The 11,892-nt window shown below is 68.3% G+C and carries 12 protein-coding genes; 10 read left to right on the top strand and 2 right to left on the bottom strand.

Annotated elements, in window-relative coordinates; genetic code table 11:
- Positions 1–8 precede the first annotated feature (8 nt).
- From E7742_RS14120 to E7742_RS14110, 3 genes are read left to right on the top strand one after another with little or no spacing between them, the layout of a single operon-like run.
- A complete protein-coding gene (locus E7742_RS14120; RefSeq protein WP_137799513.1) occupies positions 9–2,030 on the top strand; it encodes an acetyl/propionyl/methylcrotonyl-CoA carboxylase subunit alpha in 2,022 nt (673 codons plus the stop codon).
- Positions 2,027–3,190, top strand: a complete 1,164-nt coding sequence (locus E7742_RS14115) for an acyl-CoA dehydrogenase family protein (protein ID WP_137799512.1) — start codon at positions 2,027–2,029, stop codon at positions 3,188–3,190. The genes E7742_RS14120 and E7742_RS14115 overlap by 4 nt, the downstream gene beginning before the upstream one ends.
- Before the next feature lie 10 nt (positions 3,191–3,200).
- The gene (locus E7742_RS14110) at positions 3,201–4,016 is read left to right on the top strand and encodes an enoyl-CoA hydratase family protein (RefSeq protein ID WP_137799511.1); all 816 of its coding nucleotides are present in this window, start codon (positions 3,201–3,203) and stop codon (positions 4,014–4,016) included.
- 46 nt (positions 4,017–4,062) lie between these two features.
- Here E7742_RS14110 and E7742_RS23620 read toward each other — a convergent pair whose 3' ends face one another.
- Complete coding sequence (locus tag E7742_RS23620; RefSeq protein ID WP_302660005.1) at positions 4,063–4,194, bottom strand: hypothetical protein; 132 nt, start codon at positions 4,192–4,194, stop codon at positions 4,063–4,065.
- Positions 4,195–4,432: 238 nt separating this feature from the next.
- Here E7742_RS23620 and E7742_RS14105 point away from each other — a divergent pair, with 238 nt between their 5' ends.
- The 7 genes from E7742_RS14105 (at position 4,433) to tuf (ending at position 10,862) form a co-directional block, all read left to right on the top strand.
- A complete protein-coding gene (locus E7742_RS14105) occupies positions 4,433–5,059 on the top strand; it encodes a TetR/AcrR family transcriptional regulator (protein ID WP_137799510.1) in 627 nt (208 codons plus the stop codon).
- Between the two features lie 17 nt (positions 5,060–5,076).
- Positions 5,077–5,616, top strand: a complete 540-nt coding sequence (locus tag E7742_RS14100) for a DUF3558 domain-containing protein (protein WP_137799509.1) — start codon at positions 5,077–5,079, stop codon at positions 5,614–5,616.
- A complete protein-coding gene (locus E7742_RS14095) occupies positions 5,613–6,140 on the top strand; it encodes a DUF3558 domain-containing protein (protein ID WP_137799508.1) in 528 nt (175 codons plus the stop codon). The genes E7742_RS14100 and E7742_RS14095 overlap by 4 nt, the downstream gene beginning before the upstream one ends.
- Positions 6,141–6,483: 343 nt before the next feature.
- On the top strand, positions 6,484–6,858 hold the full coding sequence (gene rpsL, locus E7742_RS14090; RefSeq protein ID WP_127915634.1) for a 30S ribosomal protein S12: 375 nt from the start codon (positions 6,484–6,486) through the stop codon (positions 6,856–6,858).
- Complete coding sequence (gene rpsG, locus E7742_RS14085; RefSeq protein ID WP_005518273.1) at positions 6,858–7,328, top strand: 30S ribosomal protein S7; 471 nt, start codon at positions 6,858–6,860, stop codon at positions 7,326–7,328. The genes rpsL and rpsG overlap by 1 nt, the downstream gene beginning before the upstream one ends.
- A gap of 151 nt (positions 7,329–7,479) precedes the next feature.
- On the top strand, positions 7,480–9,582 hold the full coding sequence (gene fusA, locus E7742_RS14080; protein WP_137799507.1) for an elongation factor G: 2,103 nt from the start codon (positions 7,480–7,482) through the stop codon (positions 9,580–9,582).
- 89 nt (positions 9,583–9,671) lie between these two features.
- A complete protein-coding gene (tuf, locus tag E7742_RS14075) occupies positions 9,672–10,862 on the top strand; it encodes an elongation factor Tu (RefSeq protein ID WP_137799506.1) in 1,191 nt (396 codons plus the stop codon).
- Positions 10,863–10,949: 87 nt separating this feature from the next.
- On the opposite strand, the gene E7742_RS14070 is transcribed toward tuf, so the two are convergent.
- Entirely contained in the window at positions 10,950–11,834 is an 885-nt protein-coding gene (locus E7742_RS14070) for a LysR family transcriptional regulator (RefSeq protein WP_137799505.1), read from the bottom strand.
- Positions 11,835–11,892: the final 58 nt, after the last annotated feature.

The raw sequence follows: 11,892 nt of genomic DNA, 5'->3' as shown, positions 1-11,892 counted from the left end.
GAGGAACTGTGACCACTACAGCGAGTACATCCCCCGTCACGTCCGTCCTGGTCGCCAACCGCGGCGAGATCGCCCGCCGCGTGTTCGCGACGTGCCGGCGCACGGGCGTCGGCACCGTCGCGGTCTTCTCCGACCCCGACGCGGGCAGTCCCCACGTCGCCGAGGCCGATGCCGCGGTCCGCTTGCCGGGCGCGACACCCGCCGAGACATACCTGAGAGCCGACGCCCTGGTCGCGGCCGCCCGCGTCGCCGGGGCCGACGCCGTCCATCCGGGCTACGGGTTCCTCTCGGAGAACGCCGATTTCGCGCAGGCCGTCGAGGCCGCCGGACTCACCTGGATCGGCCCGCCAGCCAAGGCGATCGAGCTGATGGGCTCGAAGGTCGAGTCCAAGCGCATCATGTCCGAGGCCGGGGTCCCGGTGCTGGCCGAACTCGATCCCGCCGCGGTCACCGAGGCGGACCTGCCGGTGCTGGTGAAGGCGTCGGCCGGCGGCGGCGGTCGCGGCATGCGCGTCGTGCGTGAACTGTCGAAGCTGTCCCGGGAGATCGAGGCGGCCCGCCGCGAAGCGCAGTCCGCGTTCGGTGATCCCACGGTCTTCTGCGAGCGGTACCTCGAGACCGGACGGCACATCGAGGTCCAGGTGATGGCCGACCGGCACGGCACGGTCTGGGCGATCGGCGAGCGGGAGTGCTCGATCCAGCGCCGCCACCAGAAGGTGGTCGAGGAGGCGCCGTCCCCGCTGGTCGAACGCATTCCGCCCATGCGGGCCCGGCTGTTCGAGGCGGCGCGCCTGGCCGCGAATGCGATCGGCTACGAGGGCGCCGGCACGGTCGAGTTCCTCGCCGACGAGCGCGGCGACTTCTTCTTCCTGGAGATGAACACGCGCCTGCAGGTCGAGCACCCCGTCACCGAGTGCACCACGGGACTCGACCTCGTCGAACTGCAGCTTCAGGTGGCCTCCGGCGCGGAGCTGCCCGCCGAACCGCCCGCGATTCACGGCCACTCGATCGAGGTGCGGTTGTACGCCGAGGACCCGGCGCACGGCTGGCGTCCGCAGAGCGGAACCATCGAGCACTTCGAGATCCCCGGCACCGCAACGGAGTTCGATCTGCTCGAGCGGACCGGCGTGCGACTGGACTCGGGTGTCGAGGACGGGTCCGTCGTGAGCGTGTTCTACGACCCGATGCTCGCGAAGGTCATCTCGTACGCGCCCACCCGAGCGCAGGCCGCGCAGGTTCTGGCGTCGGCACTGGCCCGCACCCGCCTGCACGGATTGCGCACCAACCGCGACCTGCTCGTCAACGTGTTGCGGCACCCGGCCTTCCTGGCGGGCGACACCGACACCGCGTTCTTCGACACCCACGGGTTGGACGTGCTCGCGCGCCCACTCGCCGACGAGCGGGCGGAGTCGCTGTCCGCCCTCGCGGCCGCACTGGCCGACGCCGCGGCCAACCGCGCCGCCGCCCCGGTGGTGGGCGGGCTACCCGGTGGATGGCGGAACCTGCCGTCGCAGCCGCAGGTCAAGCGGTACACCGGCACGCACGGGGAGCACGAGGTGCGCTACCTGTCGACCCGATCGGGACTGCGGGCGGAGGGTTTCGACGACGTGACGCCGGTGTCGTCGTCGCCCGAGTGCGTCGTCCTCGACGTCGCGGGTCTGCAACGCCGGTTCGACGTCGCCCGGTACCGCGACACGGTGTGCGTCGACTCGCCGCTCGGCCCGGTAGCGCTCACGGTCGTCCCGCGCTTCGTCGACCCGTCGTCGGTGGTCGCGGAGGGGTCACTGCTCGCGCCGATGCCGGGCGCGGTGATCCGGCTCGGGGCCGCCGAGGGCGATCAGGTCACCGCGGGCCAGCCGATCCTGTGGCTCGAGGCCATGAAGATGGAGCACACCGTCAAGGCGCCGACGTCCGGCGTGCTCACCGCACTTCCCGTCGCCGTCGGCCAGCAGGTCGACGTCGGGTCCGTCCTGGCAATCGTGGAAGCACCGGCGTCGAACGAGGCCGGGGCAGAAGGAGAGAGCGCATGAGCAGCTTCATCGAGACCGACGAGCAGAAGGAGCTGCGGGCGGCGGTGTCGAAGCTCGCCCAGCGCTTCAACTACGTCGACTACGTCCTGCCGAAGGCACGCCGGGGAGAACCGCTCACCGAGCTGTGGAACGAGGCCGGCAAGCTCGGGTTCCTGGGCGTCAACCTGCCCGAGGAGTACGGCGGCGGCGGTGCGGGCATCTACGAACTGGCGCTGGTGCAGGAGGAGCTCGCTGCGCAGGGGGCCGGGTTGCTGCTCGTCGTCGTCTCACCCGCCATCTGCGGCACCATCATCGGCAAGTACGGCACCGACGCGCAGAAGCAGCAGTGGCTCACCGCGCTCGCCGACGGATCGAAGATCATGGCGTTCGGGATCACCGAGCCCGACGCCGGCTCCAACTCGCACCAGATCACCACCACCGCGCGACGGGATGGGGAGGAGTGGGTGCTGCGGGGCAGCAAGATCTACATCTCCGGTGTGGACCAGGCGGATGCGGTGCTCGTGGTGGCGCGCACGGAGGATCACCGGACCGGCAAGCTGAAGCCGGCACTGTTCATCGTGCCCACCGACGCCGCGAACTTCGTCGCGACGCCGATGGAGATGGACATCGTCGAGCCCGACCACCAGTTCACGCTGTTCCTCGACGACGTGCGGCTGCCCGCCGACGCGCTGGTCGGCTCGGAGGACGCGGCACTGATGCAGTTGTTCGCGGGGCTGAACCCCGAGCGCATCCTGGGCGCCGCGATGGCGGTGGGCATGGGGCGGTGGGCACTGCAGGCGGGCGTGAAGTTCGCGAAGGAGCGCACCGTCTGGAAGACCCCCATCGGCGCGCACCAGGGTCTGGCGCATCCGCTCGCCCAGTGCAAGATCGAACTCGAGCTCGCGAAACTGATGATGCAGAAGGCTGCCGTCCTGTACGACAGCGGCGACGACTTCGGCGCCGCCGAGGCGGCCAACATGGCCAAGTACGCGGCGGCCGAGGCCAGCATCAAGACCCTCGACCAGGCGATCCAGACGCACGGCGGCGGCGGGCTGACCAAGGAATACGGCCTGTCGGCGATGCTGGGCGCGGCCCGTATCGCGCGGGTGGCGCCGGTGAGCCGCGAGATGATCCTCAACTTCGTCGCCCAGCATTCGCTGGGCCTGCCGAAGTCGTACTGAGGAGGCTGCGATGACGACTTCCACGGATCGGGTGGTGCACTACGACGTCGCGGGCGGGTGCGCCACCCTGACCCTCGACTCGCCGCACAACCGCAACGCGATCTCGAGCCGGCTGGTGGCCGAGCTGCGGCAGGGACTGTCCGACGCCGCCGGCGACGACGCGGTGCGTGCCGTCGTGCTCACCCACACCGGAGGCACGTTCTGCGCCGGCGCGGACCTGTCGGAGGCGAGCTCCGCCGGTCCCGACGTCGGGCCGGCCGAACTGGCCGCGCAGAGGACGCAGCAGATGACCGATCTGCTGCGGGCGATCGTCGAGTTGCCCAAACCGGTGATCGCCCGGGTGGACGGGCACGTCCGGGCGGGCGGCATGGGACTGGTGGGCGCCTGCGACATCGTCGTCGCGGGCCCGGACTGCACCTTCGCTCTCACCGAGGCGCGGCTCGGACTGGCCGCGTCGATCATCTCGCTGACGGTGCTTCCGCGGCTCACGTCGCGCGCTGCGAGTCGCTATTTCCTGACGGGCGAGAAGTTCGGCGCGCACGAGGCCGAGGCGATCGGGCTGGTCAGCGAGGCGGTGCAGGACACCGGCGCGGTGGTCACCGAACTACTCGAGACGCTGGGACGGTGTTCCCCGCAGGGATTGGCGGAGTCGAAGAGGCTCACGACGATGCGGTTGCTCGAGGACTTCGACCGATACGGGCACAGGCTGGCCGAACAGTCCGCGGCACTGTTCGGGTCCGCGCAGGCGATCGAGGGTATGACCGCGTTCCTGCAGAAGCGGTCGCCGTCGTGGGCCGTCGAGTTCCAAAACGCGAACGGGGCCTGATCCAGTGCTCGGATCGGGCCCCGTTCGGAGAATTTCGGGATCGGCGTCAGGCGGGAACGAGGCCCGAGACGAGGTCCAGCGAGCCCGCGAAGAAGCTCAAGGCGCTGAAGAAGTCGCCCGCAGCACCGGCGAAGTCGGTGATGAAGTCGAACACGGTGACGAACTCGGCAGATCCCATGAGTGCACTCCTGTGAGTAGAGAGATGAGGTGTGGCTAAGGAAGGTTACCCTTGCCTCAGTTGAATTAGTAACGTGCCCGAGTTGGTTCTGCAATGCAAATGTGATGAAGGTAACCCTTACTCGTGCAGTGTTTACTGGATCGGCCGGAACCCGCTCACGAGGCGGGTGACGGTGCCGACAGGAACTCCCGGGAGACGACCGCGAGTCGACCGGAACGCTGGAGAGGACACCCCGCGAATGCGCGCACCGCAACAGGATCGAAGCCGTCTGACCAGGCATCGGCTGCTCGAAGCGACCGTCGACTGCCTGGCCGAGTTCGGCTGGTCGGCCACCACGGTCGCGGTCGTGGCCGAGCGGGCGGGCGTGTCGCGAGGCGCAGCCCAGCATCATTTCCCGACGCGCGAGGACCTCATCACGGCCGCGCTCGAGTTCATGTTCGACAGCCGGATGGAACAGGCGCGGCGCGAGGTGACCGAACTGCCCCAGGGGGAGCGGCGTACCGAGGCGGTCGTCTCCCGGCTGGTCGACTACTACACCGGCACGCTGTTCAAGGCGGCGCTGCAGGTCTGGACCGCGGCCGCCGCCGACCCCGCGCTGCGGGCGCGGGTCGTTCCGCTCGAGGAGCACTTCGGCCGGGTGGCGCACCGCACCGCGGTGGCCAGCCTCGGCGTCGACGACGCCGACCCCGCCGTGCGGCGGCTCGTCCAGGCCACCCTGGATCTGGCGCGCGGACTCGGACTCGCCGACGTCCTCACCGACGACTCGCGGCGCCGTACCGAGATCGTGCGCTGCTGGGCCGCTCAGCTGGATGCGGCGCTCGCAGGCGTCGGCGCCCCGAGCCGCCCCGCCTCCCCGGTGTCCTAGCGGTACAGTTCCGCTCCATGTCGCGCACGGTGGTGGGCCTGCTCGTGGGCTGCGCCGTGCTACTCGCCGGCTGCGGGGGAGGCGGCGGTGAGCAGGCCGGTGACCATCCCGGCTCGCCGACCGGGACGTCGCAGTCGCCGAGCGCGCCCGGGCCGTTCTTCGGCGAGTGCGGATCGGTCACCGACGCCGAGGTGGCCGCGGCGTTCGGGGTGCCCGGCTTCGGCACGGTCGTCCGCAACTCGGTGGGCTGCGAGTGGCAGCTGTCGGCGCAGGACGCTCACGCCTCTCCGCACGTGTCGTTCACCTGGTATCGCGGCAGCCCGATCGGCCGCGAACGTGCCGGCAGTGCGCTCGTCGGGCGTCCGGCGATCGACATCGAGATCGGCGGCCGGCCCGGCTTCGAGGCCGCGTCATCCGAGTGGTTGTGCGAACTCGGCGTGCAGTTCGGGGACGACTTCGTGCACTGGTCGATCGCGTACGCGGACGGTGTGCCCGCGGCGGAGCCGTGCGACGTGGGCCGCCGACTCGCGGAACTCACCGTGGCGAGGGCGCGATGACTCGGCGCGCCGTGCGGTGGTTCGCCGTCCCGGCTGCCGCGCTGGTGCTCGCGGGGTGTGGCGCGACGGTGCCCGGGACGCCGATGCCCGCGGGCGCGTCCGGTGCGGGCGGGGACTACGTGGGGTTGCTGACGGAGTGCGAGGCCGTCGCCGCCGAACGGATCGCCGACGCGGTCGGCGGCGGTGCGATCGAGCGCGGGTTCTTCGGTGCGGTCTGTCGCTGGTCGGTCGACGGACCGGCGGGCCCCGTCCGGGTGACCTTCGACTGGTTCGAGTCCGGATCACTCGACGTCGAACGCGAGACGGCCCGGCGCCTCGGGTACGCGCCCGAGGACGTGGTCGTCGACGGCCGACGCGCTGTGCTGGTCCGACAGCCGCACGATCCCGGCTCCTGCGGGGTGGCGGTGGGCGCGCCGGCCGGTGGCGTGGTGGGCTGGTGGGCGCAGTACCGCGCCCCCGGCCACCCGGATCCCTGTGAGGCGGCGGTCACGCTGGCGAAACTGACACTCGACCTGAGTGCTTGACAACTCGTCCCGCTTTGACCTCGAACGGAGCCGCCGGGTATCGTTGGGGGTCGTGTCCGACCGCTGGGGTCGCTCCGCAGGCTCCGCTCCGGCGTGCTCGGGCTCGATCTGTGTGCCTATGCGAGGCATTGGCGTGCGCGTGTTTCTGGAGTCTCCGTGAGGTTTCTGCAGGTACGAGCATCCGGTTGCCTGTGTGGGGGTACGCGACACGCCCGACCTCGTGTGCACGCGCGGGGTGGGTGCGGGGCAGCAGCTTTCTTGCCCCAACCGATGGATCCCTAATTTCAGAACAGCCAGGGTTGCTCGTGCGAGCGGTCTGGAAACCAACGAAGAAAGCCGATACATGCCAACCATCAACCAGCTGGTCCGCAAGGGCCGCCGCGACAAGGCCGCCAAGGTCAAGACCGCGGCCCTGAAGGGCAGCCCGCAGCGTCGTGGCGTGTGCACTCGCGTGTACACCACCACCCCGAAGAAGCCGAACTCCGCGCTGCGGAAGGTCGCCCGTGTGCGCCTGACCAGCTCCGTCGAGGTCACCGCTTACATCCCGGGTGAGGGCCACAACCTGCAGGAGCACTCGATGGTGCTCGTCCGCGGCGGTCGCGTGAAGGACCTCCCGGGTGTGCGCTACAAGATCATCCGTGGCTCGCTCGACACCCAGGGTGTCAAGAACCGCAAGCAGGCCCGCAGCCGCTACGGCGCCAAGAAGGAGAAGAGCTAATGCCACGTAAGGGCCCCGCTCCCAAGCGCCCCCTGGTTGCCGACCCGGTCTACGGTTCGCCGCTGGTCACCCAGCTCGTCAACAAGATCCTGCTGGACGGTAAGAAGTCCACCGCCGAGCGCATCGTCTACGGTGCCCTCGAGCAGGCTCGCGAGAAGACCGGCACCGATCCGGTCGTCACCCTCAAGCGCGCGCTCGACAACGTCAAGCCCGCCCTCGAGGTCCGCAGCCGTCGCGTCGGTGGCGCCACCTACCAGGTCCCGGTCGAGGTTCGTCCGGGCCGTTCCACCACGCTGGCCCTGCGCTGGCTGGTGACCTTCTCGCGCGCTCGGCGTGAGAAGACCATGGTCGAGCGTCTCGCCAACGAACTTCTCGATGCGAGCAACGGCCTGGGCGCTTCCGTGAAGCGTCGCGAGGACACCCACAAGATGGCTGAAGCCAACAAGGCGTTCGCGCACTACCGCTGGTGATACCACGCCAGGCCGGGGGAGCCTCACGGGCACGAAATCCCTCGGCCTGGCGTTGTCACTACTGTGTCGGTTCCGTCACCGGGCCGGCTGACATGAAAAAGAGACGTGGCCCCAGAAGGGCCGACACGATCAACGAGCGGGGAAGAATCCTGTGGCACAGGAAGTGCTGACCGACCTGAACAAGGTCCGCAATATCGGCATCATGGCGCACATCGATGCCGGCAAGACCACCACCACCGAGCGCATCCTCTTCTACACCGGCGTCAACTACAAGATCGGTGAGACCCACGACGGTGCGTCGACCACGGACTGGATGGAGCAGGAGAAGGAGCGTGGTATCACCATCACCTCCGCTGCTGTGACCTGTTTCTGGAACAAGAACCAGATCAACATCATCGACACCCCGGGTCACGTCGACTTCACGGTGGAAGTCGAGCGCTCCCTCCGTGTTCTCGACGGTGCCGTCGCCGTCTTCGACGGCAAGGAGGGCGTCGAGCCCCAGTCCGAGCAGGTCTGGCGCCAGGCTGCCAAGTACGACGTTCCGCGCATCTGCTTCGTCAACAAGATGGACAAGATGGGCGCGGACTTCTACTTCACCGTGCAGACCATCATCGACCGCCTCGGCGCGAAGCCGCTGGTCCTGCAGCTGCCGATCGGCGCCGAGGATGCCTTCGACGGCGTCGTCGACCTGGTCGAGATGAAGGCCATCACCTGGCGCGGGGTCGTCCCCACCGGTGCCGAGCCGACCATCGAGGAGATCCCCGCGGATCTGGCCGACAAGGCCGCCGAGTACCGCGAGAAGCTGCTCGAGACCGTTGCCGAGTCCGACGAAGCTCTCATGGAGAAGTACTTCGGCGGCGAGGAGCTCACGGTCGAGGAGATCAAGGGCGCCATCCGCAAGATGACGGTCGCCTCCGAGCTGTACCCGGTGCTGTGTGGCTCCGCGTTCAAGAACAAGGGCGTTCAGCCCATGCTCGACGCGGTCATCGACTACCTGCCGAACCCGCTGGACATCGGCGAGGTCCACGGCCACGCCGTGAACAACGAGGAAGAGGAGCTGGTCCGCAAGCCCAGCAAGGAAGAGCCCTTCTCGGCTCTGGCCTTCAAGATTGCGGCGCACCCCTTCTTCGGCAAGCTCACCTTCGTGCGCGTCTACTCGGGTCGTGTCGAGCCGGGTGCCCAGGTGCTCAACGCCACCAAGGGCAAGAAGGAGCGCATCGGCAAGCTCTTCCAGATGCACGCCAACAAGGAGAACCCGGTCGACGAGGCCGTCGCCGGCCACATCTACGCGATGATCGGCCTGAAGGACACCACGACCGGTGACACCCTGTGCGATCAGGCGAACCCGATCGTCCTCGAGTCGATGACGTTCCCGGACCCGGTCATCCAGGTCTCGATCGAGCCCAAGACCAAGTCCGACCAGGAGAAGCTGGGCACCGCGATCCAGAAGCTGGCCGAAGAGGACCCGACCTTCTCGGTCGAGCTGGACGAGGAGACCGGCCAGACCGTCATCGGCGGCATGGGCGAGCTCCACCTCGACATCCTCGTCGACCGTATGCGTCGCGAGTTCAAGGTCGAGGCCAACGTCGGCAAGCCGCAGGTCGCGTACCGCGAGACCATCACCCGGCCGGTCGAGAAGCACGAGTTCACCCACAAGAAGCAGACGGGTGGCTCGGGCCAGTTCGCGAAGGTCATCATCGCCCTCGAGCCGTTCGTCGGCGAGGACGGCGCCAGCTACGAGTTCGAGAACAAGGTCTCCGGTGGCCGTGTTCCGCGCGAGTACATCCCGTCGGTCGACGCCGGTGCGCAGGACGCCATGCAGTACGGTGTTCTCGCCGGTTACCCGCTCGTGAACCTGAAGCTGACCCTGCTCGACGGCGCATACCACGACGTCGACTCCTCGGAAATGGCGTTCAAGGTCGCGGGTTCGCAGGCGCTCAAGGAAGCCGCCCGCAAGGCCGGCCCGGTCATTCTCGAGCCCCTCATGGCTGTCGAGGTCACCACGCCCGAGGACTACATGGGTGAAGTGATCGGCGACCTCAACTCCCGCCGTGGCCAGATCCAGGCCATGGAGGAACGCAGTGGTGCCCGTGTCGTGAAGGCGCTGGTTCCGCTCTCGGAGATGTTCGGTTACATCGGTGACCTGCGGTCGAAGACCCAGGGCCGAGCGAACTTCTCCATGGTGTTCGATTCCTACGCAGAGGTTCCCTCGAACGTCTCGAAGGAAATCATCGCCAAGGCGACCGGCGAGTAACCTCGGTTTCGTCGGCCGAAGCACGACCAACGTAATAACCAACCGCACTGCTGCATACCGCAAGCACAATCAGTCCAGGAGGACATCCAGTGGCGAAGGCGAAGTTCGAGCGGACCAAGCCGCACGTGAACATCGGCACCATCGGTCACGTCGACCACGGCAAGACCACCACCACGGCTGCTATCACCAAGGTGCTGGCCGACAAGTACCCGGATCTGAACGAGAGCTTCGCTTTCGACCAGATCGACAAGGCGCCGGAGGAGAAGGCTCGTGGTATCACGATCAACATCTCCCACGTCGAGTACCAGACGGAGAAGCGCCACTACGCGCACGTCGACGCTCCGGGTCACGCGGACTACATCAAGAACATGATCACCGGTGCCGCCCAGATGGACGGCGCGATCCTGGTCGTGGCCGCCACCGACGGCCCGATGCCGCAGACCCGTGAGCACGTGCTGCTCGCCCGCCAGGTCGGCGTGCCCTACATCCTCGTCGCGCTGAACAAGGCCGACATGGTCGACGACGAGGAAATCCTCGAGCTCGTCGAGATGGAGGTCCGCGAACTGCTGGCCGGCCAGGAGTTCGACGAGAACGCTCCGGTCATCCCGATCTCGGCGCTCAAGGCGCTCGAGGGTGACGAGAAGTGGGTTCAGTCGATCGTCGACCTCATGCAGGCCGTCGACGACTCCATCCCGGACCCGGTCCGTGAGACCGACAAGCCGTTCCTGATGCCCGTCGAGGACGTCTTCACGATCACCGGTCGTGGCACCGTCGTCACCGGTCGTATCGAGCGTGGCGTGATCAACGTCAACGAAGAGGTCGAGATCGTCGGCATCCGCCCGACGTCGACCAAGACCACGGTCACCGGCATCGAGATGTTCCGCAAGCTGCTCGACCAGGGCCAGGCCGGCGACAACGTCGGTCTGCTGGTTCGTGGCATCAAGCGCGAAGATGTCGAGCGCGGCCAGGTTGTCGTCAAGCCGGGCACCACGACTCCCCACACGGAGTTCGAGGGCCAGGCGTACATCCTGTCGAAGGACGAGGGCGGCCGCCACACCCCGTTCTTCAACAACTACCGTCCGCAGTTCTACTTCCGTACGACTGACGTGACGGGCGTTGTGACCCTGCCCGAGGGCACCGAGATGGTCATGCCCGGTGACAACACCGAGATGTCCGTCGTGCTGATCCAGCCGGTCGCCATGGACGAGGGCCTGCGCTTCGCGATCCGTGAGGGTGGCCGCACCGTCGGTGCCGGTCGCGTCACGAAGATCATCAAGTGAGCTAGTTCTCGCTGACGGCTGAAGCCCGTTCGGATGGCGCCCACTCTTCGGAGTGGGCGCCATTCGGCGTTTCCGGGGTAGCCCGCGTCAGTACGTCGACGGCCCGAACGCGCGACTCGCGTGCCCGAGCAGCTCGCGCAGCGCCGGGGACGGCGCCTGCTTCCAGACGAGCGCGAGCACCGCGGGGACGTCGGCGTCCTCGATGGCGACGCCCACCAGTCCCGGGTAAGCCGCCGCCATGGACTCGCTCAGGATCGCCACCCCCAGGCCACGCTGCGCGAGATCGGCGACCGCGTCCGGGGCCGAGGCCTGCATCGCGACGGCGCCGCTGACGGATGCCGCGGCGCAGTTGCGATCGAACGCTGTGCGGATACCGGTGCCCGTCGGCAGGCAGACGAGCGGATTGCGGACGACATCCGCCAGGCGCACCCGCGTGAGCGCCGTCAGCGGGTGCCCCGCCGGGACTGCGGCGACCACTCGTTCGGACACGATCGTCATGGAGTCGAGGTCGCTCGGGGGATGCGTGGCCACGCCGACGAGTGCCAGGTCGAGTGTGCCGGCGCGGACTCGCTCCACCAGCCGGTCGGAGGTGTCCTCGAAGAGGTCCACCGCGATTCCGGGATGCGCGCGCCGGCAGTCGGCCAGCGCGTCGAACAGCGGAGTCACGGTGCACGCGGTGACCATCCCGACGGCGAGCTGCCCGCGCACCAGCTGGTTCACGTCGTCGACGGCGCCGCGCACGGCGTCGGCCGCCGCGAGGGCGGCGCGGGCGTGGGGAAGCGCGGCCTGCCCCGAGGCGGTCAGCGTGGCGGTCCGCGACGACCGGTCGAAGAGCGCCGTGCCCAGTTCGTTCTCCAGTTGCCGGATCTGGGCGCTGACACCGGATTGACTGATGTGCACGCGCCGGGCCGCGCGGGTGAAGTTGGCCTCCTCGGCCACCGCCACGAAGTACTCGAGCTGACGCAGTTCCACAACTTCAGATTCTAGTTGTCAGCACAACTATCTGTTGGACTTCTTCTTCGATGGACTC

This window comes from Rhodococcus sp. SGAir0479 (genome assembly GCF_005484805.1).
Classification (GTDB): Bacteria; Actinomycetota; Actinomycetes; order Mycobacteriales; family Mycobacteriaceae; genus Prescottella.
The sequence above is the reverse complement of the archived record's forward strand: the minus strand, read 5'-3'. Positions and strand labels throughout refer to the sequence as shown.